This is a genomic window from Aquamicrobium sp., assembly GCF_023954335.1.
GTDB lineage: Bacteria > Pseudomonadota > Alphaproteobacteria > Rhizobiales > Rhizobiaceae > Aerobium.
In genome coordinates, this window is record NZ_JAMLIE010000002.1 from 937,279 (window position 1) to 959,176 (window position 21,898).

Annotated in this window: 32 protein-coding genes and 1 pseudogene; all 33 read left to right on the forward strand. The window is 65.4% G+C overall.

The genetic code is table 11. The annotated features are described in order from the left end of the window. The first annotated feature begins 35 nt into the window (after positions 1–35). The 33 genes and pseudogenes from rpsG (at position 36) to crcB (ending at position 21,898) form a co-directional block, all read left to right on the forward strand. Positions 36–506 (forward strand): 30S ribosomal protein S7, encoded by a 471-nt coding sequence (rpsG, locus tag M9945_RS17215; protein ID WP_367945557.1) that lies wholly within the window; start codon positions 36–38, stop codon positions 504–506. 30 nt (positions 507–536) lie between these two features. Next, positions 537–2,627 carry an elongation factor G gene (gene fusA, locus M9945_RS17220; RefSeq protein WP_367945558.1) on the forward strand — a complete coding sequence of 697 codons (2,091 nt, stop codon included), beginning with the start codon at positions 537–539 and terminating at the stop codon, positions 2,625–2,627. A 64-nt stretch (positions 2,628–2,691) separates the two neighbouring features. Then, a complete protein-coding gene (gene tuf / locus M9945_RS17225; RefSeq protein ID WP_367945559.1) occupies positions 2,692–3,867 on the forward strand; it encodes an elongation factor Tu in 1,176 nt (391 codons plus the stop codon). Between the two features lie 70 nt (positions 3,868–3,937). Continuing rightward, positions 3,938–4,246: a 30S ribosomal protein S10 gene (gene rpsJ / locus M9945_RS17230; RefSeq protein WP_007066362.1), complete on the forward strand. Its 309-nt coding sequence runs from the start codon at positions 3,938–3,940 to the stop codon at positions 4,244–4,246. A 58-nt stretch (positions 4,247–4,304) separates the two neighbouring features. Beyond that, positions 4,305–5,018, forward strand: a complete 714-nt coding sequence (rplC, locus tag M9945_RS17235) for a 50S ribosomal protein L3 (protein ID WP_367945560.1) — start codon at positions 4,305–4,307, stop codon at positions 5,016–5,018. Beyond that, positions 5,018–5,641, forward strand: coding sequence for a 50S ribosomal protein L4 (gene rplD / locus M9945_RS17240; protein WP_367931234.1), 624 nt, complete (start codon positions 5,018–5,020; stop codon positions 5,639–5,641). Before rplC ends, rplD begins: the two co-directional genes overlap by 1 nt. Then, positions 5,638–5,931, forward strand: a complete 294-nt coding sequence (locus M9945_RS17245) for a 50S ribosomal protein L23 (protein WP_367945561.1) — start codon at positions 5,638–5,640, stop codon at positions 5,929–5,931. Before rplD ends, M9945_RS17245 begins: the two co-directional genes overlap by 4 nt. A 12-nt stretch (positions 5,932–5,943) precedes the next feature. Beyond that, positions 5,944–6,777, forward strand: coding sequence for a 50S ribosomal protein L2 (rplB, locus tag M9945_RS17250; RefSeq protein WP_367945562.1), 834 nt, complete (start codon positions 5,944–5,946; stop codon positions 6,775–6,777). A gap of 15 nt (positions 6,778–6,792) precedes the next feature. Further along, the gene (gene rpsS, locus M9945_RS17255) at positions 6,793–7,071 is read left to right on the forward strand and encodes a 30S ribosomal protein S19 (protein ID WP_367945563.1); all 279 of its coding nucleotides are present in this window, start codon (positions 6,793–6,795) and stop codon (positions 7,069–7,071) included. A gap of 2 nt (positions 7,072–7,073) precedes the next feature. Further along, entirely contained in the window at positions 7,074–7,460 is a 387-nt protein-coding gene (gene rplV, locus M9945_RS17260) for a 50S ribosomal protein L22 (protein WP_367931230.1), read from the forward strand. Beyond that, complete coding sequence (gene rpsC / locus M9945_RS17265; RefSeq protein ID WP_367931229.1) at positions 7,460–8,173, forward strand: 30S ribosomal protein S3; 714 nt, start codon at positions 7,460–7,462, stop codon at positions 8,171–8,173. The genes rplV and rpsC overlap by 1 nt, the downstream gene beginning before the upstream one ends. A 27-nt stretch (positions 8,174–8,200) precedes the next feature. Next, positions 8,201–8,614, forward strand: a complete 414-nt coding sequence (gene rplP, locus M9945_RS17270; protein WP_148913241.1) for a 50S ribosomal protein L16 — start codon at positions 8,201–8,203, stop codon at positions 8,612–8,614. A gap of 18 nt (positions 8,615–8,632) precedes the next feature. After that, positions 8,633–8,833, forward strand: coding sequence for a 50S ribosomal protein L29 (rpmC, locus tag M9945_RS17275; RefSeq protein ID WP_367931228.1), 201 nt, complete (start codon positions 8,633–8,635; stop codon positions 8,831–8,833). Positions 8,834–8,844: 11 nt separating this feature from the next. Continuing rightward, the gene (rpsQ, locus tag M9945_RS17280; RefSeq protein ID WP_367931227.1) at positions 8,845–9,105 is read left to right on the forward strand and encodes a 30S ribosomal protein S17; all 261 of its coding nucleotides are present in this window, start codon (positions 8,845–8,847) and stop codon (positions 9,103–9,105) included. A 63-nt stretch (positions 9,106–9,168) separates the two neighbouring features. After that, complete coding sequence (gene rplN, locus M9945_RS17285; RefSeq protein ID WP_188256999.1) at positions 9,169–9,537, forward strand: 50S ribosomal protein L14; 369 nt, start codon at positions 9,169–9,171, stop codon at positions 9,535–9,537. A gap of 12 nt (positions 9,538–9,549) precedes the next feature. Beyond that, positions 9,550–9,864, forward strand: a complete 315-nt coding sequence (gene rplX, locus M9945_RS17290; protein WP_367931226.1) for a 50S ribosomal protein L24 — start codon at positions 9,550–9,552, stop codon at positions 9,862–9,864. Continuing rightward, positions 9,857–10,414, forward strand: a complete 558-nt coding sequence (gene rplE, locus M9945_RS17295) for a 50S ribosomal protein L5 (RefSeq protein WP_367931225.1) — start codon at positions 9,857–9,859, stop codon at positions 10,412–10,414. Before rplX ends, rplE begins: the two co-directional genes overlap by 8 nt. Positions 10,415–10,438: 24 nt before the next feature. After that, a complete protein-coding gene (gene rpsN / locus M9945_RS17300) occupies positions 10,439–10,744 on the forward strand; it encodes a 30S ribosomal protein S14 (RefSeq protein ID WP_367931224.1) in 306 nt (101 codons plus the stop codon). 13 nt (positions 10,745–10,757) lie between these two features. After that, on the forward strand, positions 10,758–11,156 hold the full coding sequence (gene rpsH, locus M9945_RS17305; RefSeq protein WP_367931223.1) for a 30S ribosomal protein S8: 399 nt from the start codon (positions 10,758–10,760) through the stop codon (positions 11,154–11,156). A gap of 39 nt (positions 11,157–11,195) precedes the next feature. After that, on the forward strand, positions 11,196–11,729 hold the full coding sequence (rplF, locus tag M9945_RS17310; protein WP_367931222.1) for a 50S ribosomal protein L6: 534 nt from the start codon (positions 11,196–11,198) through the stop codon (positions 11,727–11,729). Between the two features lie 93 nt (positions 11,730–11,822). Then, positions 11,823–12,182: a 50S ribosomal protein L18 gene (gene rplR / locus M9945_RS17315; protein WP_367945564.1), complete on the forward strand. Its 360-nt coding sequence runs from the start codon at positions 11,823–11,825 to the stop codon at positions 12,180–12,182. A gap of 119 nt (positions 12,183–12,301) precedes the next feature. Further along, on the forward strand, positions 12,302–12,871 hold the full coding sequence (gene rpsE, locus M9945_RS17320) for a 30S ribosomal protein S5 (RefSeq protein WP_367945565.1): 570 nt from the start codon (positions 12,302–12,304) through the stop codon (positions 12,869–12,871). 11 nt (positions 12,872–12,882) lie between these two features. Then, positions 12,883–13,080, forward strand: coding sequence for a 50S ribosomal protein L30 (rpmD, locus tag M9945_RS17325; RefSeq protein ID WP_367945566.1), 198 nt, complete (start codon positions 12,883–12,885; stop codon positions 13,078–13,080). A 19-nt stretch (positions 13,081–13,099) separates the two neighbouring features. Further along, positions 13,100–13,576 (forward strand): 50S ribosomal protein L15, encoded by a 477-nt coding sequence (gene rplO, locus M9945_RS17330; protein WP_367931218.1) that lies wholly within the window; start codon positions 13,100–13,102, stop codon positions 13,574–13,576. A 200-nt stretch (positions 13,577–13,776) separates the two neighbouring features. After that, complete coding sequence (gene secY, locus M9945_RS17335) at positions 13,777–15,117, forward strand: preprotein translocase subunit SecY (RefSeq protein WP_367945567.1); 1,341 nt, start codon at positions 13,777–13,779, stop codon at positions 15,115–15,117. Next, positions 15,114–15,692 carry an adenylate kinase gene (locus M9945_RS17340; protein WP_367931216.1) on the forward strand — a complete coding sequence of 193 codons (579 nt, stop codon included), beginning with the start codon at positions 15,114–15,116 and terminating at the stop codon, positions 15,690–15,692. The genes secY and M9945_RS17340 overlap by 4 nt, the downstream gene beginning before the upstream one ends. A 228-nt stretch (positions 15,693–15,920) precedes the next feature. Beyond that, positions 15,921–16,289, forward strand: a complete 369-nt coding sequence (rpsM, locus tag M9945_RS17345; protein ID WP_367931215.1) for a 30S ribosomal protein S13 — start codon at positions 15,921–15,923, stop codon at positions 16,287–16,289. Between the two features lie 124 nt (positions 16,290–16,413). Continuing rightward, a pseudogene (rpsK, locus tag M9945_RS17350) lies at positions 16,414–16,804 on the forward strand (30S ribosomal protein S11). A 114-nt stretch (positions 16,805–16,918) separates the two neighbouring features. Beyond that, entirely contained in the window at positions 16,919–17,929 is a 1,011-nt protein-coding gene (locus tag M9945_RS17355) for a DNA-directed RNA polymerase subunit alpha (RefSeq protein WP_024270448.1), read from the forward strand. Between the two features lie 91 nt (positions 17,930–18,020). Further along, positions 18,021–18,452: a 50S ribosomal protein L17 gene (gene rplQ / locus M9945_RS17360; protein ID WP_367931212.1), complete on the forward strand. Its 432-nt coding sequence runs from the start codon at positions 18,021–18,023 to the stop codon at positions 18,450–18,452. Positions 18,453–18,617: 165 nt separating this feature from the next. Beyond that, positions 18,618–20,084 (forward strand): DegQ family serine endoprotease, encoded by a 1,467-nt coding sequence (locus tag M9945_RS17365; RefSeq protein WP_367945568.1) that lies wholly within the window; start codon positions 18,618–18,620, stop codon positions 20,082–20,084. Positions 20,085–20,088: 4 nt separating this feature from the next. Then, the gene (locus M9945_RS17370; protein ID WP_367931210.1) at positions 20,089–21,402 is read left to right on the forward strand and encodes a replication-associated recombination protein A; all 1,314 of its coding nucleotides are present in this window, start codon (positions 20,089–20,091) and stop codon (positions 21,400–21,402) included. A 118-nt stretch (positions 21,403–21,520) separates the two neighbouring features. Beyond that, positions 21,521–21,898, forward strand: coding sequence for a fluoride efflux transporter CrcB (gene crcB, locus M9945_RS17375; RefSeq protein WP_367945569.1), 378 nt, complete (start codon positions 21,521–21,523; stop codon positions 21,896–21,898).

Here is a 21,898-nt window from a genome sequence, read left to right on the forward strand (position 1 = left end):
TGTGCCGCTGCCGACGATCGTGAGAGACAAAAAGTATGTCCCGACGCCACAGAGCAGAAAAGCGCGAGATCAACCCGGACCCCAAGTTCGGCGATCTCATCATCACCAAGTTCATGAATGCCGTGATGCTCCACGGCAAGAAGTCCACGGCCGAGTCGATCGTCTATGGCGCGCTGGATCAGGTGCAGTCGAAGGCGAAGCAGGAGCCGGTGGCTCTGTTCCATCAGGCGCTCGACAACGTCGCCCCGCACGTCGAAGTGCGTTCGCGTCGCGTCGGTGGTGCGACCTACCAGGTTCCGGTCGACGTTCGCCCGGAGCGCCGTCAGGCTCTCGCAATCCGTTGGCTGATCGCAGCTGCCCGCAAGCGTAACGAAACGACCATGGTCGAGCGCCTTTCCGGCGAACTCATGGACGCAGCGAACAATCGCGGCAGTGCAGTGAAGAAGCGCGAAGACACGCACAAGATGGCTGACGCCAACCGTGCATTCTCGCACTACCGCTGGTAACCGAAACTAACGTCTCGAAAGGAGTCCGAAATGGCTCGCGAATACAAAATCGAAGACTACCGTAATTTCGGTATCATGGCGCATATCGACGCCGGCAAGACGACGACGACCGAACGCATCCTCTACTACACCGGCAAGTCCCACAAGATCGGCGAAGTCCATGACGGCGCCGCCACGATGGACTGGATGGAGCAGGAACAGGAACGCGGCATCACGATCACGTCGGCTGCCACCACGACCTTCTGGAAGGGCCGTGACGGCAAGACCCGCCGCTTCAACATCATCGACACCCCCGGCCACGTCGACTTCACCATCGAAGTCGAGCGTTCGCTGCGCGTACTCGACGGTGCGATCGCCCTTCTCGATGCCAACGCCGGCGTAGAGCCGCAGACGGAAACCGTCTGGCGTCAGGCTGAGAAGTACAACGTTCCGCGCATGATCTTCTGCAACAAGATGGACAAGACCGGCGCGGACTTCTACCGCTCGGTGTCCATGATCAAGTCGCGTCTCGGTGCGACCGCAGTCGTCATGCAGCTGCCGATCGGAGCTGAAAGCGACTTCAAGGGCGTCATCGACCTCGTCGAGATGAACGCTCTCGTCTGGCGCGACGAATCGCTCGGCGCCCAGTGGGACGTCGTCGAGATCCCGGAAGACATGAAGGCCAAGGCCGAGGAATACCGCGAGAAGCTCATCGAGACCGTCGTCGAGATCGACGAAGCCGCGATGGAAGCCTATCTCGAAGGCAACATCCCGTCGAACGACGAGCTGCGCCGCCTGATCCGCATCGGCACCATCGACGTGAAGTTCCACCCGATGTTCTGCGGTACGGCGTTCAAGAACAAGGGCGTGCAGCCGCTTCTTGATGCGGTGGTCGACTTCCTGCCGGCGCCGAACGAAGTGCCGGCCATCAAGGGCATCGATCCGAAGACCGAGGCTGAGATCACCCGCAAGTCGTCGGACGAAGAGCCGCTGTCGATGCTGGCGTTCAAGATCATGAACGACCCGTTCGTCGGCTCGCTGACCTTCGCGCGCATCTATTCGGGCGTTCTCAAGAAGGGCATCTCGCTCGAGAACACCGTCAAGGGCAAGAAGGAGCGCATCGGCCGCATGCTGCAGATGCACTCGAATTCCCGCGAGGACATCGAGGAGGCCTATGCCGGCGACATCGTGGCGCTGGCCGGCCTCAAGGACACCACCACGGGCGACACGCTGTGCGACCCGCTGAAGCCGGTGATCCTCGAGCGCATGGAGTTCCCGGATCCGGTGATCCAGATCGCCATCGAGCCGAAGACCAAGAACGACCAGGAGAAGATGGGCCTGGCGCTCAACCGTCTCGCGGCTGAGGACCCGTCCTTCCGCGTCAAGACCGACGAGGAAAGCGGCCAGACGATCATCGCCGGCATGGGCGAGCTTCACCTCGACATCATCGTCGACCGCATGCGTCGCGAGTTCAAGGTCGAGGCCAATGTCGGCGCGCCGCAGGTGGCCTATCGCGAGACGATCACCCGCGCCGCCGAGATCGACTATACCCACAAGAAGCAGACCGGCGGTTCGGGCCAGTTCGCGCGCGTCAAGATCGTGTTCGAGCCGAACCCGGAGGGCGAGGACTTCCTGTTCGAGTCCAAGATCGTCGGCGGCTCGGTGCCGAAGGAATACATCCCCGGCGTCGAGAAGGGCATCCAGAGCGTCCTGTCGTCCGGCCCGCTCGCCGGCTTCCCGATGCTCGGCGTCAAGGCGACCCTGATCGACGGCGCCTACCACGACGTCGACTCCTCGGTGCTCGCCTTCGAGATCGCGTCCCGCGCGGCGTTCCGCGAGGGTGCGCAGAAGGCCGGCGCCCAGCTGCTCGAGCCGATCATGAAGGTCGAGGTCGTGACGCCGGAAGACTATGTCGGCTCGGTGATCGGCGATCTCAACGGCCGTCGCGGCCAGATCCAGGGCCAGGAAGCCCGCGGCATCGCCGTCGTGATCAACGCGATGGTGCCGCTGGCCAACATGTTCAAGTATGTCGACACGCTGCGCTCGATGTCGCAGGGCCGCGCCCAGTACACGATGCAGTTCGACCATTACGAGCCGGTGCCGACCGCCGTGGCTCAGGAAATCCAGAAGAAGTACGCGTAGCCGCGCGCCGGCCGCGAGTAGACGAGACCAGCCCGGACGGGCGCGCAAGGAATGGAGAATTCAGATGGCCAAGGGTAAGTTTGAGCGTAACAAGCCGCACGTTAACATTGGCACGATTGGTCACGTTGACCATGGGAAGACGTCGCTGACGGCGGCGATCACGAAGTATTTCGGTGATTTCCGTGCGTATGACCAGATCGACAACGCGCCTGAGGAGAAGGCGCGCGGCATCACGATCTCGACGTCGCATGTCGAGTACGAGACGGAAGCGCGGCACTACGCGCATGTCGACTGCCCGGGCCACGCGGACTATGTGAAGAACATGATCACGGGCGCGGCGCAGATGGACGGCGCGATCCTTGTGGTTTCGGCGGCCGACGGCCCGATGCCGCAGACGCGCGAGCACATTCTTCTGGCGCGTCAGGTCGGCGTTCCGGCGATCGTGGTGTTCCTGAACAAGGTGGACCAGGTCGACGACGCCGAGCTTCTGGAGCTGGTCGAGCTCGAGGTCCGCGAGCTTCTGTCGGCCTACGAGTTCCCGGGCGACGACATTCCGATCGTCGCGGGCTCGGCGCTGGCCGCGCTCGAGGATTCGAACAAGGAGATCGGCGAGGACGCGGTTCGCAAGCTGATGGCCGAGGTCGACCGCTACATCCCGACGCCGGAGCGTCCGATCGACCAGCCGTTCCTGATGCCGATCGAGGACGTGTTCTCGATCTCGGGCCGCGGCACGGTGGTGACGGGTCGCGTCGAGCGCGGCATCGTCAAGGTCGGCGAGGAAGTCGAGATCGTCGGCATCCGCCCGACGACGAAGACGACCTGCACGGGCGTCGAGATGTTCCGCAAGCTGCTCGACCAGGGCCAGGCTGGCGACAACATCGGCGCGCTGCTGCGCGGCGTCGACCGCGAGGGCGTGGAGCGCGGCCAGGTTCTGGCCAAGCCCGGCTCGGTCAAGCCGCACACCAAGTTCAAGGCCGAGGCCTACATCCTGACGAAGGAGGAGGGTGGCCGTCACACGCCGTTCTTCACCAACTACCGTCCGCAGTTCTACTTCCGCACGACGGACGTGACGGGCATCGTGACGCTGCCGGAAGGCACGGAGATGGTGATGCCGGGCGACAACGTGACGGTCGACGTCACCCTGATCGTGCCGATCGCCATGGAGGAGAAGCTCCGCTTCGCCATCCGTGAAGGCGGACGTACCGTCGGCGCCGGCATCGTCGCATCCATCACGGAATAAAAAGAGCAACAGGGTCTGTCGCGGGCGCGAGCCTAGCCCGCGCCCGCGAAGACTTGAAGGAACCGACCAGATGAACGGCCAGAACATCCGTATCCGCCTCAAGGCGTTCGACCACCGGGTGCTCGATGCTTCGACGCGCGAGATCGTGTCGACGGCGAAACGCACCGGGGCCAATGTACGCGGCCCCATCCCGCTGCCGACGCGGATCGAGAAATTCACCGTCAACCGCTCGCCGCACATCGACAAGAAGAGCCGCGAGCAGTTCGAGATGCGCACCCACAAGCGTCTTCTCGACATCGTCGACCCGACCCCGCAGACCGTCGATGCGCTGATGAAGCTCGACCTGGCCGCCGGCGTCGACGTCGAGATCAAGCTCTAGGGAGCGAAACCATGAGCCGGCGGGATTTCCCAATGGCTCCTCTGAAGGAACAAGACTGATGCGTTCAGGTGTTATCGCACAGAAAGTCGGGATGACGCGCGTCTACAACGACGCAGGCGAGCACGTGCCGGTGACGGTCCTCCTCGTGGAGAACCTCCAGGTCGTCGCCCAGCGTACCCAGGACAAGAACGGCTACACGGCCGTCCAGCTCGGCGTCGGCTCTGCCAAGGTGAAGAACACGTCGAAGGCGCTGCGCGGCCATTTCGCCGCCGCCTCCGTCGAGCCGAAGGCCAAGGTCGCGGAGTTCCGCGTGTCGCCGGACAACCTCATCGAGGTCGGCTCCGAGATCACGGCCGAGCATTTCGTCGCCGGCCAGAAGGTCGACGTGACGGGCACCTCGATCGGCAAGGGCTTCCAGGGTGTCATGAAGCGCCACAACTTCCGTGGCGGCCGTGCGACCCACGGTAACTCGCTGTCGCACCGCATCCACGGTTCGACCGGCCAGCGCCAGGACCCGGGCAAGGTGTTCAAGGGCAAGAAGATGGCCGGCCACATGGGCGACGTGCGCGTCACCACCCAGAACCTGGAAGTGGTCTCGACGGATGCCGACCGCGGGCTGATCCTGGTTCGCGGCGCCGTTCCCGGCTCGAAGGGTTCGTGGATTTATGTGCGTGACGCCGTCAAGGCGCCGCTTCCGGAAAATGCGCCGAAGCCGGCCGCCATCCGCGCCGCCGCGAAGGCTGAGGCTCCGGCTGTCGAGGGGGCCGAGTGATGGTCGAGATCAAGATTACCACGATTGCCGGCAAGGCCGCCGGCGAGATCAAGCTCTCGGACGAGATCTTCGGCCTCGACCCGCGCGAGGATATCCTCCAGCGCGTCGTGCGCTGGCAGCTCGCCAAGAAGCAGCAGGGCACGCACAAGGCCAAAGGCCGCGCGGAGATCTCGCGCACCGGCGCCAAGATGTACAAGCAGAAGGGTACGGGCCGCGCCCGTCACTCCTCGGCGCGCGCTCCGCAGTTCCGCGGCGGCGGCAAGGCGCACGGCCCGGTCGTGCGCAGCCATGAGCACGACCTGCCGAAGAAGGTCCGCGCGCTCGGCCTGAAGCATGCGCTGTCGGCCAAGGCGAAGTCGGCCAGCCTGATCGTCATCGACGATCTGGCGATGAAGGAAGCCAAGACCAAGGCCCTGGTGGCGGATTTCGCCAAGCTCGGCCTGACCAACGCGCTGCTGATCGGCGGCGCCGAGGTGGACCAGAACTTCCGCCGCGCGGCGTCCAACATTCCGAACATCGACGTGCTGCCGGTTCAGGGCATCAACGTGTACGACATTCTGCGTCGCGGCACGCTTGTCCTGTCGAAGGCGGCGGTCGAGGCTCTCGAGGAGCGCTTCAAATGACTGACCTTCGCCACTACGACGTGATCGTCTCGCCGGCGATCACCGAGAAGTCGACCATGGCTTCCGAGAACAACCAGATCGTCTTCAACGTCGCCCGCAAGGCGACGAAGCCGGAGATCAAGGCTGCCGTCGAGGCGCTGTTCGGCGTGAAGGTGACGGCGGTGAACACGCTGCTGCGCAAGGGCAAGGTGAAGCGTTTCCGCGGCACCATTGGCCGCCAGAGCGACGTGAAGAAGGCTGTCGTGACGCTGGCCGAAGGCCATTCGATCGACGTCGCCACCGGACTTTAAGGAACGGCTACGATGGCACTCAAGAAATTCAATCCGATCACGCCTGGCACGCGCCAGCTCGTGATCGTGGACCGTTCCGGTCTCTACAAGGGCAAGCCCGTCAAGGGCCTGACCGAGGGTCTGACCAAGTCCGGCGGCCGCAACAACTACGGCCGCATCACCAGCCGCTTCATCGGCGGCGGGCACAAGCGCACCTACCGCATCATCGACTTCAAGCGCCGCAAGTTCGGCGTGTCGGCGACGGTGGAGCGCCTGGAGTACGACCCGAACCGCACGGCCTTCATCGCGCTCATCAAGTACGAGGACGGCGAGCTGAGCTACATCCTGGCGCCGCAGCGTCTCGCGGTCGGCGACAAGGTCGTCGCCGGCGAGAGCGCCGACGTGAAGCCGGGCAACGCGATGCCGCTCGGCTCCATGCCGGTCGGCACGATCGTCCACAATGTCGAGCTGAAGCCGGGCAAGGGTGGCCAGATCGCCCGTTCGGCCGGCGCCTACGTCCAGCTCGTCGGCCGCGACCAGGGCTATGCGATCCTGCGCCTCAACTCGGGCGAGCAGCGCGTCGTTCACGGCTCGTGCATGGCGACGGTCGGCGCGGTGTCGAACCCGGAGCACGGCAACATCAACGACGGCAAGGCCGGCCGTACGCGCTGGCGCGGCAAGCGCCCGCACAACCGCGGCGTCGCCATGAACCCGGTCGACCACCCGCACGGCGGCGGCGAAGGCCGCACCTCCGGCGGCCGTCACCCGGTGACCCCGTGGGGCAAGCCCACCAAGGGCAAGCGCACCCGGTCCAACAAGGCGACCGACAAGTTCATCATGCGCTCGCGCCATCAGCGCAAGAGCTAAGGAAAGGGCATAGATATGACCCGTTCAATCTGGAAAGGCCCCTTCGTCGACGGCTACTTGCTGAAGAAGGCGGATAAGGTGCGCGAGAGCGGCCGCAACGAAGTGATCAAGATGTGGAGCCGCCGCTCCACCATCCTGCCGCAGTTCGTCGGCCTGACCTTCGGCGTCTACAATGGTCAGAAGCATGTCCCGGTCAACGTGACCGAGGAGATGGTCGGCCACAAGTTCGGTGAGTTCTCGCCCACCCGTACCTATTACGGCCACGGCGCGGACAAGAAGGCGAAGAGGAAGTAACGATGGGCAAGGCCAAGGCACCGCGCAAGCTTGCCGACAATGAGGCGCGCGCCGTCCTGCGGACGATCCGCATCAGCCCGCAGAAGCTGAACCTCGTTGCCGCGCTGATCCGCGGCAAGGCGGTCGACACCGCGCTCGCCGACCTCGAATTCTCGCGCAAGCGCATCGCTTCGACCGTGAAGAAGACGCTGGAATCCGCCATCGCGAACGCCGAGAACAACCACGGGCTCGACGTCGACTCGCTGGTCGTCGCCGAGGCCTATGTCGGCAAGTCGATCGTGATGAAGCGCTTCCATGCCCGCGGCCGCGGCCGCGCCTCGCGCATCGAGAAGCCGTTCTCGCATCTGACGATCGTCGTGCGCGAAGTCGAAGAGAAGGAGGCCGCATAATGGGTCAGAAAATCAATCCGATCGGCCTGCGTCTCGGCATCAACCGCACTTGGGACTCGCGCTGGTACGCCAACACCGGCGAGTACGGCAAGCTGCTGCACGAGGACCTGAAGATCCGCGAGTATCTCGAGAAGGAGCTGAAGCAGGCCGCCGTCTCGAAGATCGTGATCGAGCGTCCGCACAAGAAGTGCCGTGTCACCATTCACGCCGCACGGCCGGGCCTGATCATCGGCAAGAAGGGCGCCGACATCGAGAAGCTGCGTCGCAAGCTGACCGAGATGACCAAGTCGGAGACGCACCTGAACATCGTCGAGGTCCGCAAGCCCGAGACCGACGCCAAGCTGATCGCGCAGTCGATCGCCCAGCAGCTCGAGCGCCGCGTCGCGTTCCGTCGCGCCATGAAGCGCGCGGTGCAGTCGGCGATGCGTCTGGGCGCCGAGGGCATCCGCATCAACTGCGCCGGCCGCCTCGGCGGCGCCGAGATCGCCCGCATGGAATGGTACCGTGAAGGCCGGGTGCCGCTGCACACGCTGCGCGCCGACGTCGACTACGGCACCGCCGAAGCGCAGACCGCCTACGGCATCTGCGGCGTCAAGGTGTGGGTGTTCAAGGGCGAGATCCTCGAGCACGACCCGATGGCGTCCGAGCGCCGCGCGGTCGAGGGCGAGCAGCACGGCGGTGGCGGCCATCAGCGCCGTCGCGAGAACGCCTGAGAGCCATAGGAATTTTGGAGAAGAACGATGCTGCAGCCAAAGCGCACAAAGTTCCGCAAGCAGTTCAAGGGCCGCATCCATGGCGCAGCCAAGGGTGGCACGGACCTCAACTTCGGGGGCTTCGGCCTGAAGGCGCTTGAGCCGAACCGCGTCACCGCGCGCGAGATCGAGGCGGCCCGTCGCGCGATCACCCGCCAGATGAAGCGTCAGGGCCGGGTGTGGATCCGCGTGTTCCCGGACCTGCCGGTCACGTCGAAGCCGACCGAAGTCCGCATGGGCAAGGGCAAGGGCTCGGTCGATTACTGGGCGGCGCGCGTCAAGCCGGGCCGCGTCATGTTCGAGATCGACGGCGTTTCCGAGGAGATCGCCCGCGAGGCGCTGCGCCTCGGCGCGGCCAAGCTTTCGGTGCGCACGCGCTTCGTGCAGCGCATCGCCGAATAGTAGGGAAAGGGTTTATCAATGAAAGCCTCCGATGTGAGGGCCAAGACCCTCGACCAGCTCAACGACGAGCTCGGCAGCCTGAAGAAGGAGCAGTTCAACCTGCGCTTCCAGAAGGCGACCGGCCAGCTCGAGAAGACCGCGCGCGTCAAGCAGGTCCGCAAGGACATCGCGCGCATCAAGACGATCGCGGCGGAGAAAGCTGCCGCCAAGAAGGCTTAAGGACGAAGACCATGCCGAAGCGCATCATGCAGGGCACCGTCGTCAGCGACAAGAACGACAAGACGGTCGTCGTCAAGGTCGAGCGCCGCTTCACGCATCCGGTGATGAAGAAGACCGTTCGCCAGTCGAAGCGCTACAAGGCGCATGACGAGAACAATTCGGCCAAGGTTGGGGACATCGTCTTCATCCAGGAATCGGCGCCGATCTCCAGGGACAAGCGCTGGGTCGTGATCCAGAACCAGACCCAGGAGCAGGCGGCGAGTGCCGTTTAACAACGAATTTGGACAGCCGGCGGGCGCATGCCCGTCCATAATGATTAAAGAAGGCGGCCAGTCATGATTCAGATGCAAACAAACCTCGACGTGGCGGACAATTCCGGCGCCCGTCGTGTCATGTGCATCAAGGTGCTGGGCGGCTCGAAGCGGAAATATGCTTCGGTCGGCGACATCATCGTCGTTTCGATCAAGGAAGCCATTCCGCGCGGCCGCGTCAAGAAGGGCGACGTGATGAAGGCGGTCGTGGTTCGCACGGCCAAGGACATCCGCCGGCCCGATGGCAGCGTGATCCGGTTCGACAACAACGCGGCCGTTCTGGTCGACAACAAGCGTGAGCCGATCGGCACCCGTATCTTCGGCCCGGTTCCGCGCGAACTGCGCGCGAAGAACCACATGAAGATCATCTCGCTCGCGCCCGAAGTGCTGTAAGGAGCCGGTGACATGCAGAAGATCAGGAAGGGCGACAAGGTCGTCGTGCTGGCCGGCAAGGACAAGGGTCGCACCGGCGAAGTGCTGCGCGTGATGCCGAAGGACGACAAGGCGATCGTTCGCGGCGTCAACGTCGTGGTGCGCCATCAGCGCCAGACCCAGAACCAGGAAGGCGGCTTGATCCGCAAGGAAGCGCCGATCCACCTGTCGAACATCGCGGTCGCCGACCCCAAGGACGGCAAGACGCCGACCCGCGTCGGCTTCGAGGTCCGCGACGGCAAGAAGGTGCGCGTCGCCAAGCGCTCGGGAGAAGTCATCAATGGCTGACATCAAGTATGAGCCGCGGCTGAAGAAACTCTACCGCGACGAGATCCGCAAGGCGATGCAGGAGCAGTTCAGCTACGAGAACGAGCTGCAGATTCCGCGCCTCGACAAGGTCGTCATCAACATGGGCGTGGGCGAGGCGACTGCCGATTCCAAGAAGCCGTCCGTGGCTGCCGAGGACCTGGCGCAGATCGCCGGCCAGAAGGCCGTCATCACCAAGGCGCGCAACTCGATCGCCGGCTTCAAGGTTCGCGAGAACATGCCGATCGGCGCCAAGGTGACGCTGCGCAAGGACCGCATGTTCGACTTCGTCGATCGTCTGGTGACGATCGCGCTGCCGCGCGTGCGCGACTTCCGGGGCCTCAACCCCAAGAGCTTCGATGGCCGCGGCAATTTCGCCATGGGCATCAAGGAGCACATCGTGTTCCCCGAGATCAACTACGACAAGGTCGACCAGATCTGGGGAATGGACATCATCGTTTGTACGACTGCCAAGACGGACGACGAGGCCCGGGCGCTGCTCAAGGCCTTCAACTTCCCCTTCCGGCAGTAACGGCAGCGAACAAAGGAACCTGAAATGGCAAAGACCAGCTCAGTCGAGAAGAACAACCGCCGCCGCAAGCTCGTGGACCAGTACGCCGCCAGGCGCGCCGCGCTCAAGGCGATCATCATGGACCAGTCCAAGCCGATCGAGGAGCGTTTCCGCGCCCAGCTCAAGCTGGCCGCGCTGCCGCGCAACTCGGCCAAGGTGCGCATCCGCAACCGCTGCGAGGTGACGGGCCGTCCGCGCGCCTACTACCGCAAGCTGAAGATGAGCCGCGTCGCGCTGCGCGAACTGGGCAATAACGGCCTGGTTCCGGGCCTGGTCAAGTCGAGCTGGTAAGGAGGACGACGATATGTCCGTGAGTGATCCCCTCGGCGATCTGCTGACCCGCATCCGCAACGCCTACGGCCGCAAGAAGACCAAGGTTTCGTCGCCGGCCTCGAGCCTGCGCGGCCGCGTCCTCGACGTGCTCAAGGCCGAAGGCTACATCCGCGACTATGCCAAGGTCGAATACGACAACGGCAAGGCGGAGTTCGAGATCGAACTGAAGTACTACGAGGGCGCGCCCGTCATCCGCGAGATCTCGCGCGTGTCGAAGCCCGGCCGCCGCGTCTATGTCTCGGTCAAGTCAATCCCGTCGGTCGCCAACGGCCTCGGCATCTCGATCCTGTCCACGCCCAAGGGCGTGATGGCGGACCATCAGGCGCGCGAGCACAATGTCGGCGGCGAAGTGCTCTGCCAGGTCCTCTAAGGACCGGCGGCGCAAACAGGAAAGAGCGAGGACGACAAGATGTCTCGTATTGGTAAGAAGCCCGTTTCGGTGCCGCAGGGCGTGACCGCGTCGGTCGACGGCCAGACCGTCACCGCCAAGGGTCCGAAGGGCGAGCTGAAGTTCGTCGTCAACGACGAGGTCCTGGTCAAGCTGGAAGACGGCGAGATCGCCGTCAGCCCGCGCGACGACTCCAAGGACGCGCGCTCCAAGTGGGGCATGTCGCGCACCCAGATCTCCAACATCCTGACGGGTGTGAAGGACGGGTTCGAGCGCAAGCTCGAGATCACCGGCGTCGGCTACCGCGCGGCGATGCAGGGCAAGAACCTGCAACTCGCCCTTGGCTTCAGCCACGATGTGGTCTATGAGGCGCCCGAAGGCGTGACCCTGTCCGTGCCGAAGCCGACCGAGATCGTGATCAACGGCATCGACAAGCAGGTGGTCGGCCAGGTTGCGGCCGAGATTCGCAAGTATCGCGGCCCCGAGCCCTACAAGGGCAAGGGCGTTCGCTATGCCGGCGAGCGGATCGTCCGCAAGGAAGGCAAGAAGAAGTAAGTTGCAGCGCCACGGGGCGCGGTCGCGGGAAGGGCGCTTTCGCCTCTTACCGCACATGGCCGCCCCCGTTTCACAAGGCAGGGAATACTGGCCATGGCCGACAAGGAAGCTACACAGCGCCGCGCCGCGCGCGTGCGCCGTCAAATCAGGAAGGTTGCGGGGGAGCGCCCGCGTCTTTCGGTGCATCGCTCGTCGAAGCACATCTACGCCCAGATCATCGACGACGCGCGCGGCCACACCATCGCCGCCGCCTCGACGCTCGAGAAGGACCTGAAGGGCTCGCTGAAGACCGGCGCCGACCAGGCCGCCGCGGCCGCCGTCGGCAAGCTCGTCGCCGAGCGCGCCGTCAAGGCCGGCGTCAAGGAGGTCGTGTTCGACCGCGGTGCGTTCATCTATCACGGCCGCGTCAAGGCGCTGGCCGAGGCCGCACGCGAAGCTGGCCTCAGCTTCTGACGACCGGCATCGATTTTTCGGGGCAGGGCGCTTCATGCGTCCTGCTCCGTTTCGCCGTCGGGCACGATGCCCGACTTCACTGAAGCCCGTGCTACCGGAAAAGAACAAGGACCAGGACAATGGCACAGGAACGTAGGGATGGCGGCCGCGAACGCAGCCGCGACCGCGAAGAGCGCGACAGCGAATTCGTCGACAAGCTCGTCCATATCAATCGCGTCGCCAAGGTGGTGAAGGGCGGCCGTCGCTTCGGCTTCGCCGCGCTCGTCGTCGTCGGCGACCAGAAGGGCCGCGTCGGCTTCGGCCACGGCAAGGCGCGCGAAGTGCCGGAGGCGATCCGCAAGGCGACCGAGAGCGCCAAGCGCGACCTGATCTTCGTGCCGCTGCGCGACGGCCGCACGCTGCATCACGACGTCGCCGGCCGCCACGGCGCCGGCAAGGTGCTGCTTCGCACGGCCAAGCCCGGCACCGGCATCATCGCGGGCGGCCCGATGCGCGCCGTCTTCGAGACGCTCGGCGTGCACGACGTCGTCGCCAAGTCGATGGGGTCGTCCAACCCCTACAACATGGTGCGCGCCACCTTCGATGCGCTGAAGAACCAGATGCATCCGAAGGACGTGGCCGCCGCGCGCGGCATCAAGTATTCGACGCTTCAGGCGCGCCGCGGCTCGGCCGTGGCCACCGACGAGTAAGGAGAGCGATCATGGCAAAGAAAGCGGGCAAGACGCTCGTCGTCGAGCAGATCGGCAGCCCCATCCGTCGCCCCGCCGAGCAGCGCGCGACGCTGGTCGGCCTCGGACTGAACAAGATGCACCGGCGCTCGACGCTGGAGGACACCCCGTCCGTGCGCGGCATGATCGCCAAGGTGCAGCACCTCGTCCGCATCGTGGACGAGGCGTGAGCAAGGCAGGAGCCATATCATGAAACTCAACGAACTCAGTGACCGCGACGGCGCCACCAAGGCGAAGAAGCGCGTCGGCCGTGGCATCGGTTCCGGCTCCGGCAAGACCGGCGGCCGCGGCGTCAAGGGTCAGAAGTCCCGCTCGGGCGTGGCGGTCAACGGCTTCGAGGGCGGCCAGATGCCGCTCTACCGCCGCCTGCCGAAGCGCGGCTTCAAGAACATCTTCGCCAAGGACTTCAACGAGGTTTCGCTCGGCCGCGTCCAGGCGGCGATCGAGGCCAAGAAGCTCGACGCTTCCGAGACCGTGACGGTCGAGGCGCTGGTCAAGGCCGGCGTGCTGCGCCGCGCCCGCGACGGCGTGCGCCTGATCCGCGGCGGCGGCGAGCTGAAGTCGAAGGTGGCGTTCGACGTTGCCGGCGCGTCCGCTCCCGCGGTTGCCGAAGTCGAGAAGGCCGGGGGATCGGTCAAGCTGCCGGAGAAGGCAGCCGCCGAGTAACGGGCTTTTGCGAAAGGCGGCGGCCTGTCCATGTTTCGGTTCGGTTGGATAATCCTCCATCGGACGAGAACATGAACAGGCCGCCGCTTGCATCTTGGCCGGCCGGAGCCTATCTCGTGGCTTCGGCGGCACGCGGGTCCGGTTGCAGGACCATGCGGGGCTTCGCCCCCGCCGCAGCGTGACGAAGCGGAGAATACCACATGGCATCGGCAGCCGAGCAGCTTGCTTCCAACCTGAATTTTTCGGCCTTCGCCAAGGCGGAGGATCTGAAGAAGCGCATCTGGTTCACCCTCGGCGCGCTGCTCGTCTATCGCCTCGGCACCTATATCCCGATGCCGGGCATCAATCCCGAAGCCTTCGCGCAGGCGTTCCAGCAGCAGTCTGGCGGCGTGCTGGGCATGTTCAACATGTTCGCCGGCGGCGCCGTCGAGCGCATGGCGATCTTCGCGCTCGGCATCATGCCCTACATCTCGGCCTCGATCATCATGCAGCTGATGACGTCGGTGATCCCGACGCTCGAGGCGCTGAAGAAGGAAGGCGAGCAGGGCCGCAAGATCATCAACCAGTACACCCGCTATGGCACGGTGCTTCTTGCCGTCGTGCAGGCCTACGGCATCGCCGTCGGGCTGGAGAGCGGGGCCAACATCGTCACCGATCCGGGCTGGTTCTTCCGCGCGTCCGCCGTCATCACCCTCGTCGGCGGCACCATGTTCCTGATGTGGCTCGGCGAGCAGATCACCGCGCGCGGCATCGGCAACGGCATCTCGCTGATCATCTTCGCCGGCATCGTGGCGGGCCTGCCCTCGGCGCTCGGCGGCACGCTCGAGCTCGGCCGCACCGGCGCGCTGTCGACCGGCATCATTCTCGCGATCCTCATCCTTGCCGTGGTTCTGGTCGCCGGCATCGTCTTCTTCGAGCGCGCGCAGCGCCGCCTGCTGATCCAGTATCCGAAGCGCCAGGTCGGCAACCGCATGTTCCAGGGCGACACCTCGCACCTGCCGTTGAAGCTCAACACCGCCGGCGTCATCCCGCCGATCTTCGCCTCGTCGCTGCTGCTCCTGCCGGCGACGCTGGCCGGCTTCTCCGATACGACGACGCTGCCGGCCTGGGCCAGCACGGTGCTCGCCACGCTCGGCCACGGCCAGCCGCTCTACATGTTCCTCTACGGGGCGATGATCGCGTTCTTCGCCTTCTTCTACACGGCGATCGTCTTCAACCCCAAGGACACCGCCGACCAGCTCAAGAAGCATTCGGGCTTCATTCCCGGCTACCGCCCGGGCGAGCGCACCGCAGAATATATCGACTACGTGCTGACGCGCATCACCGCGGTCGGGGCGCTGTATCTGGTGATTGTCTGCCTCATCCCCGAATTCCTCATTTCGGCGACGGGCGTGCCGTTCTATCTCGGCGGCACCTCGCTCCTCATCGTCGTCAGCGTCACGCTCGACACGGTGGCGCAGGTTCAGGGGCACCTGATCGCGCACCAGTATGAGGGGCTGATCAAGAAATCCAAGCTGCGTGGAGGGAAGAGGGGGAAATGAGGCTTATACTGCTCGGGCCGCCTGGGGCGGGCAAGGGGACGCAGGCCCAGAGACTGGTCGAGAAGCACGGGATTCCGCAGCTTTCGACGGGGGACATGCTGCGCGCCGCCGTTCAGGCGCAGACGGACGTGGGCAAACGCGCCAAGGCCGTGATGGATGCCGGCGAGCTCGTCTCCGACGAGATCGTCAACGCCATCGTCGCCGAGCGCATCGACCAGGCGGATTGCGCCGGCGGCTTCATCCTCGACGGCTATCCGCGCACGCTGGCGCAGGCCGACGCGGTCGAGGCGATGCTGGCGAAGCGGGGCATCGCGCTCGACGCGGTGATCGAGCTCGTCGTCGACGACAAGGCGCTGGTCGGGCGAATCGTCCGCCGCGCCGAGCAGGCGAAGGCGGCGGGCCAGCCGGTGCGCAAGGACGACAACCCGGAAGTGTTCGAGGAGCGTCTGCGCGAATACTACAAGAAGACCGCGCCGCTGATCGGTTACTACCACGCCAAGGGCATGCTGAAGGGCGTCGACGGCATGGCGCCGATCGACGACGTGACCCGGCAGATCGACGCGCTGCTCGCCTGAGCCGCGCATCGGCATTTGGACGCAAGGCCGAAGGAACGGGCGTGACGTGTTGACTTCCCGCCGTTTCCGGATTAAGGCAGCGCGTCTTCCCTTCAGACAGGAAACCGCCGGCCCTTCCGGGCCGTGCGGCTGTTTTGACGAGAGAACCCCGCAAGGGCCGGCCTCCACCGGACGCGGGACAACGAAAAGCGCCGGCTTTGCCGCCGGCCCACATGGAGACGAGAGAGAATGGCCCGTATAGCTGGCGTCAACATCCCGACCAACAAGCGCGTCGTCATCGCGCTTCAGTACATCCACGGCATCGGCGCGAAGTTCGCCGCCGAGATCGTCGAGAAGGTCGGCATTCCGCTGGATCGCCGCGTCAACCAGTTGACCGACGCCGAAGTGCTGCAGATCCGCGAAGCCATCGACCGCGACTACCAGGTCGAGGGCGACCTGCGCCGCGAAGTGTCGATGAACATCAAGCGCCTGATGGACCTCGGCTGCTACCGCGGCCTGCGCCATCGCCGGTCGCTGCCGGTGCGCGGCCAGCGCACCCATACCAACGCCCGTACCCGCAAGGGCCCGGCCAAGCCGATCGCCGGCAAGAAGAAATAAGGCGAGTGAGTAGGGAATAGAGAGTAGTGGATTTCACTATTCACTACTGACTACCTCACTACTCACTCCCTTGGTGTAGCCGCTGGCATTACGGCGGCGTCGATATCGAACGGAAGGACCATACATGGCCAAGGAAGCAGCACGCGTTCGCCGCCGCGAGCGGAAGAACATCTCGTCGGGCGTCGCGCACGTCAACTCGACCTTCAACAACACGATGATCACCATCACCGACGCGCAGGGCAACGCGATTGCCTGGTCGTCGGCCGGTGCGCAAGGGCTTCAAGGGCTCGCGCAAGTCGACGCCGTTCGCGGCGCAGATCGCTGCCGAGGACTGCGCCAAGAAGGCGCAGGAGCACGGCATGCGCACCCTCGAGGTCGAGGTCTGCGGTCCCGGTTCCGGCCGCGAGTCGGCGCTGCGCGCGCTCCAGGCTGCGGGCTTCACGATCACGTCGATCCGCGACGTGACGCCGATCCCGCACAATGGCTGCCGCCCGCGCAAGAAGCGTCGCGTCTGATTTTTTCGAACAGACCGGACGAGCGCCCCGCCCGATGGAGCGGCGCGCTCCTCTCCGGGTTCCCGGCTTTGCCCGCCACGATTGGATGGTGGCGGCGAACGGAAGGCAAAACATATGATCCAGAAAAACTGGCAGGAACTGATCAAGCCGAACAAGGTGGAGTTCTCCTCCTCCGGCCGCACCAAGGCAAGCCTTGTTGCCGAGCCGCTGGAGCGTGGCTTCGGCCTGACGCTCGGCAACGCGCTGCGTCGCGTTCTCCTGTCGTCGCTGCGCGGTGCGGCTGTTACCGCCGTGCAGATCGACGGCGTGCTGCACGAGTTCTCGTCGATCCCGGGCGTCCGGGAAGACGTGACCGATATCGTGCTGAACATCAAGGAAATCGCCATCAAGATGGATGGCGACGATTCCAAGCGTATGGTCGTGCGCAAGCAGGGTCCGGGCGTCGTGACGGCTGGTGACATCCAGACGGTCGGCGACATCGAGATCCTGAACCCGAACCATGTCATCTGCACCCTCGACGAGGGCGCGGAAATCCGCATGGAGTTCACGGTCAACAACGGCAAGGGTTATGTCCCGGCCGACCGCAACCGTTCCGAAGACGCGCCGATCGGCCTCATCCCGGTCGACAGCCTTTATTCGCCGGTCAAGAAAGTGTCCTACAAGGTGGAAAACACCCGTGAAGGCCAGGTTCTCGACTACGACAAGCTGACGATGACCATCGAGACCGATGGTTCCGTCACGGGCGAAGATGCGATCGCGTTTGCGGCCCGCATCCTCCAGGATCAGCTCTCGGTCTTCGTCAATTTCGACGAGCCGCAGAAGGAAGCCGAAGAGGAATCGGTCACCGAACTGGCGTTCAACCCGGCACTCCTCAAGAAGGTCGACGAACTGGAACTTTCCGTCCGTTCGGCGAACTGCCTGAAGAACGACAACATCGTCTATATCGGCGATCTCATTCAGAAGACCGAAGCCGAAATGCTTCGCACTCCGAATTTTGGTCGCAAGTCGCTGAACGAAATCAAGGAAGTTCTCGCTTCCATGGGCCTGCACCTCGGCATGGAAGTGCCGGCATGGCCGCCCGAGAACATCGAAGATCTCGCCAAGCGCTACGAAGACCAGTATTGAGCATGATCGCCGGGGGCAGGGCGCTCCCGGCGGATCATGCGGCACAGGAACCGAGGCTTAACGCCTCCGAAACGAACCGAAGGAGAAGGCCATGCGCCACGGAAAATCCGGACGCCGGCTCGGCCGCACCGTCAGCCATCGCAAGGCGCTGTTCACGAACATGGCTGCTTCGCTGATCGAGCACGAGCAGATCACCACCACGCTGCCCAAGGCGAAGGAGCTCAGGCCCATCGTCGAGAAGCTGGTCACGCTCGGCAAGCGGGGTGACCTCCACGCCCGCCGCCAGGCCATCTCGGCGACCGGCTCGGAAGCCGCCGCCAAGCGCCTGTTCGACATCATCGCGCCGCGCTACGCCACCCGCAACGGCGGCTACCTGCGCATCATGAAGGCGGGCTTCCGCCATGGCGACAACGCGCCGATGGCGGTGATCGAGTTCGTCGAGCGCGACGTCTCGGCCAAGGGCGCCGCCGACCGGGCCCGCCACGAGGCGGAAGTCGCCGAGAGCGAGTCCGAAGCGGCCTGATTCGTCCTCAGGCTCGGCCGACATCAGGGAAGGGGCCTTCGCGGCCCCTTTTCGCATTTTTGCGGCGGCATGCGGGAGCAAGAGTTGGTCCAAGGATGCGGCTGCCTTTTATTTTGCACATTCCCTGCGAAAATGGCGCTGCTTCGTAAAATGCGGGGATTCTTCATGCGGCGTTTTCTTCTCGTTCCGGTTCTTCTGTCGGCCATGCTTGCCGTCTCGGAGCCCGTCTCGGCGCAGGACAGCGCGGGCAAGGGGCTGGCCGACGCGCTGAGCGACCTCCTGCGCGGCGACGACGCGGCGACGGAGCCGGTGCGGCGCGTGCCGTTCGGGCAGGCCGAGATGCAGCTTTCCTTCGCGCCGCTGGTGCGCGAGATCGCGCCGGCCGTGGTCAACGTCTATGCCTCGCAGCAGGTGCAGGCGCGCTCGCCCTTCGCCGGCGATCCGTTCTTCGAGCAGTTCTTCGGCCGCCGGCAGATGCCGCCGCGGGTGCAATCCTCGCTCGGCTCGGGCGTCATCGTCGACGAAAGCGGCTATGTCGTCACCAACTACCACGTCATCCGCGACGCCGACGAGGTGCGGGTGGCGACCGCCGACGGGCGCGAGTTCCAGAGCGCGATCCTGCTCAAGGACGAGTCGCTCGACCTCGCCGTCCTGAAGATCGACGGGTCGGAGCCGTTCCCGGTCGCCTCGCTCGGCGATTCCGACGCGCTTCAAGTCGGCGACCTCGTGCTCGCCATCGGCAATCCGTTCGGCGTCGGCCAGACGACGACGAGCGGCATCGTCTCGGGCCTCGCGCGCACCCATATCGGCGTCAGCGATTTCGGCTTCTTCATCCAGACGGACGCGGCGATCAATCCCGGCAATTCGGGCGGCGCGCTGGTGTCGATGGGCGGCGAGGTGATCGGCATCAACACTGCGATCTTTTCGCGCACCGGCGGCTCCATCGGCATCGGCTTCGCCATCCCCTCCAACATGGTGCGCGCGGTCGTCGACGCGGCGCGCGGCGGCCTCGACTATTTCGAGCGGCCCTTCGTCGGCGCCGCATTCGAGAATGTCGACGCGACCATGGCCGAGGCGCTCGGCATGGTGCGGCCGCACGGCGCGCTGGTGCGCTCGGTCACGCCCGACGGCCCCGCGGCCAAGGCGGGCCTGCGCCCCGGCGACGTGGTGCTGGCGCTGAACGGCGCGGCCATCGAGCATCCCGACGCGCTCGGCTACCGGCTGGCGACGAGCCCTATCGGCAGCGTAGCCGAGATGACGGTCCTCGCGCAGGAGAGGGAGCGCACGGTCGAGGTCGAGCTGATACGCGCGCCCGAGGGCGAGTCCACCGCCGAGATCATCATCGACGGGCGCAGCCCGTTCGCGGGCGCCAAGGTGGCGGCGCTTTCGCCCCGGCTCGCCCAGCGGCTGCGCCTCAGCACCGAGGCGCGAGGCGTCGCCGTGGTCGATGTCCTCGGCAATTCCCCGGCCGAGGGCTTCGGCCTGCGCCCCCGCGACATCGTGCGCGAGGTCAATGGCGAGGAGATCGACACGGCCGAGAAGCTGCGCGACGTCGCGGCCGGCCAGTCGCGCTGGTGGCGGTTCACCATCGAGCGCGACGGGAGGCTCCTCAACCAGGTGCTGCGATACTGACGCCATGGCCGACCTTTTCGCGCCCGATCCCAGCCCCGTGGCCGAAGTCGGCCGGCCGCTCGCCGACCGCCTGCGCCCCGCCGTGCTCGGCGACGTGGTCGGGCAGGAGCACCTGACCGGCCCGGACGGCGTCCTGACGCGGATGATCCGCTCGGGCTCGCTCGGCTCCATGGTGTTCTGGGGGCCGCCGGGAACCGGCAAGACCACGGTCGCGCGGCTGCTGGCGGGCGAGACCGGGCTGGCGTTCGAGCAGATCTCGGCGATCTTTTCCGGCGTCGCCGACCTGAAGAAGGTGTTCGAGGCGGCGCGGTTGCGGCGTGCCTCCGGCCGGCAGACGCTGCTGTTCGTCGACGAAATCCATCGCTTCAACCGCGCCCAGCAGGATTCCTTCCTGCCGGTCATGGAGGACGGCACCGCCATCCTCGTCGGCGCGACGACGGAGAACCCGTCCTTCGAACTCAACGCCGCGCTGCTGTCGCGCGCGCGGGTGCTGACCTTCAAGCCGCTGGAGCCGGAAAGCGTCGCCGCGCTTCTGGAACGCGCCGAGCGGCTGGAGGGCAGGGCGCTGCCGCTCGACGACGAGGCGCGGGCGGTGCTGATCCGCATGGCCGACGGCGACGGGCGCGCCTCGCTGACGCTGGCCGAGGAAGTGTGGCGCGCGGCCGGCGAGGGCGAGATCTTCGACGCCGCGGGCTTGCAGGAGATCGTCCAGCGCCGCGCGCCGATCTACGACAAGAGCCAGGACGGCCACTACAATCTGATCTCGGCCCTGCACAAGGCGGTACGCGGCTCCGACCCCGACGCCGCGCTCTATTACCTCGCGCGCATGTTCGATGCCGGCGAGGACCCGCTGTTCCTCGGCCGGCGGCTGGTGCGCATGGCGGTCGAGGATATCGGCCTTGCCGACCCGCAGGCGCTGGTGATCGCCAACGCGGCCAAGGACGCCTACGACTTCCTCGGCTCGCCCGAGGGCGAGCTGGCGTTGGCGCAGGCCTGCGTCTATCTCGCCACCGCGCCCAAGTCGAATGCGCTCTACACCGCGTTCAAGGCCGCAACGCGCACGGCCAAGGAGCACGGCTCGCTAAGCCCCCCGCGCCACATCCTCAACGCGCCGACCAAGCTGATGAAGTCGGAAGGCTACGGCGAGGGCTATCGCTACGATCACGACGAGCCGGACGCCTTTTCCGGCCAGGACTACTTCCCCGAATCCCTCGGCCGGCGCACCTTCTACGACCCGCCCGACCGCGGCTTCGAGCGCGAGATCAGGAAGCGGCTCGACTGGTGGGCGAAGCTGAGGCGCGAGCGGCAGGGCAAGTAGAGCAATTCCAGGAAAAGTGCGAAGCGGTGTTCCGTCCGGAATTGCATAGAAATAAGGAGATAGATCGTTTTGCCGTTTCCGTGAAACGGTGAAACGATCTAGAGCGGGGACAGCACCGATGTACCATCTTCTTCTCGTCGCGCTCGGCGGCGCGCTCGGCTCGGGGCTACGGCATCTGACCAACCTCGCGGCGCTGCGGTTTCTCGGCCCGGCGTTTCCGTGGGGCACGCTGGCGGTCAACCTCGTCGGCGGCTTCCTGATGGGCCTGTTCGTCGAGCTTCTGGCGCGGCGCTTCGGCGGCTCGGCCGAGCTGCGCCTGTTCGTGGCGACGGGCATCCTCGGCGGCTACACCACCTTCTCCGCCTTCACCCTCGATTTCGCCGTGCTCTACGAGCGGGGTGCGCTGGTGCAGGCTTTCGGCTATGTCGCCATGAGTGTCGTCCTGGCGATCGCCGCGCTCTTCTTCGGAATGTGGGTCGCGAAAAGCCTCGGCTGA

Coding starts and splice junctions, on each gene's coding strand:
- rpsG (WP_367945557.1), top strand. CDS start 36: ATGTCCCGACGCCACAGAGCAGAAAAGCGCGAGATCAACCCGGACCCC.
- fusA (WP_367945558.1), top strand. CDS start 537: ATGGCTCGCGAATACAAAATCGAAGACTACCGTAATTTCGGTATCATG.
- tuf (WP_367945559.1), top strand. CDS start 2,692: ATGGCCAAGGGTAAGTTTGAGCGTAACAAGCCGCACGTTAACATTGGC.
- rpsJ (WP_007066362.1), top strand. CDS start 3,938: ATGAACGGCCAGAACATCCGTATCCGCCTCAAGGCGTTCGACCACCGG.
- rplC (WP_367945560.1), top strand. CDS start 4,305: ATGCGTTCAGGTGTTATCGCACAGAAAGTCGGGATGACGCGCGTCTAC.
- rplD (WP_367931234.1), top strand. CDS start 5,018: ATGGTCGAGATCAAGATTACCACGATTGCCGGCAAGGCCGCCGGCGAG.
- M9945_RS17245 (WP_367945561.1), top strand. CDS start 5,638: ATGACTGACCTTCGCCACTACGACGTGATCGTCTCGCCGGCGATCACC.
- rplB (WP_367945562.1), top strand. CDS start 5,944: ATGGCACTCAAGAAATTCAATCCGATCACGCCTGGCACGCGCCAGCTC.
- rpsS (WP_367945563.1), top strand. CDS start 6,793: ATGACCCGTTCAATCTGGAAAGGCCCCTTCGTCGACGGCTACTTGCTG.
- rplV (WP_367931230.1), top strand. CDS start 7,074: ATGGGCAAGGCCAAGGCACCGCGCAAGCTTGCCGACAATGAGGCGCGC.
- rpsC (WP_367931229.1), top strand. CDS start 7,460: ATGGGTCAGAAAATCAATCCGATCGGCCTGCGTCTCGGCATCAACCGC.
- rplP (WP_148913241.1), top strand. CDS start 8,201: ATGCTGCAGCCAAAGCGCACAAAGTTCCGCAAGCAGTTCAAGGGCCGC.
- rpmC (WP_367931228.1), top strand. CDS start 8,633: ATGAAAGCCTCCGATGTGAGGGCCAAGACCCTCGACCAGCTCAACGAC.
- rpsQ (WP_367931227.1), top strand. CDS start 8,845: ATGCCGAAGCGCATCATGCAGGGCACCGTCGTCAGCGACAAGAACGAC.
- rplN (WP_188256999.1), top strand. CDS start 9,169: ATGATTCAGATGCAAACAAACCTCGACGTGGCGGACAATTCCGGCGCC.
- rplX (WP_367931226.1), top strand. CDS start 9,550: ATGCAGAAGATCAGGAAGGGCGACAAGGTCGTCGTGCTGGCCGGCAAG.
- rplE (WP_367931225.1), top strand. CDS start 9,857: ATGGCTGACATCAAGTATGAGCCGCGGCTGAAGAAACTCTACCGCGAC.
- rpsN (WP_367931224.1), top strand. CDS start 10,439: ATGGCAAAGACCAGCTCAGTCGAGAAGAACAACCGCCGCCGCAAGCTC.
- rpsH (WP_367931223.1), top strand. CDS start 10,758: ATGTCCGTGAGTGATCCCCTCGGCGATCTGCTGACCCGCATCCGCAAC.
- rplF (WP_367931222.1), top strand. CDS start 11,196: ATGTCTCGTATTGGTAAGAAGCCCGTTTCGGTGCCGCAGGGCGTGACC.
- rplR (WP_367945564.1), top strand. CDS start 11,823: ATGGCCGACAAGGAAGCTACACAGCGCCGCGCCGCGCGCGTGCGCCGT.
- rpsE (WP_367945565.1), top strand. CDS start 12,302: ATGGCACAGGAACGTAGGGATGGCGGCCGCGAACGCAGCCGCGACCGC.
- rpmD (WP_367945566.1), top strand. CDS start 12,883: ATGGCAAAGAAAGCGGGCAAGACGCTCGTCGTCGAGCAGATCGGCAGC.
- rplO (WP_367931218.1), top strand. CDS start 13,100: ATGAAACTCAACGAACTCAGTGACCGCGACGGCGCCACCAAGGCGAAG.
- secY (WP_367945567.1), top strand. CDS start 13,777: ATGGCATCGGCAGCCGAGCAGCTTGCTTCCAACCTGAATTTTTCGGCC.
- M9945_RS17340 (WP_367931216.1), top strand. CDS start 15,114: ATGAGGCTTATACTGCTCGGGCCGCCTGGGGCGGGCAAGGGGACGCAG.
- rpsM (WP_367931215.1), top strand. CDS start 15,921: ATGGCCCGTATAGCTGGCGTCAACATCCCGACCAACAAGCGCGTCGTC.
- M9945_RS17355 (WP_024270448.1), top strand. CDS start 16,919: ATGATCCAGAAAAACTGGCAGGAACTGATCAAGCCGAACAAGGTGGAG.
- rplQ (WP_367931212.1), top strand. CDS start 18,021: ATGCGCCACGGAAAATCCGGACGCCGGCTCGGCCGCACCGTCAGCCAT.
- M9945_RS17365 (WP_367945568.1), top strand. CDS start 18,618: ATGCGGCGTTTTCTTCTCGTTCCGGTTCTTCTGTCGGCCATGCTTGCC.
- M9945_RS17370 (WP_367931210.1), top strand. CDS start 20,089: ATGGCCGACCTTTTCGCGCCCGATCCCAGCCCCGTGGCCGAAGTCGGC.
- crcB (WP_367945569.1), top strand. CDS start 21,521: ATGTACCATCTTCTTCTCGTCGCGCTCGGCGGCGCGCTCGGCTCGGGG.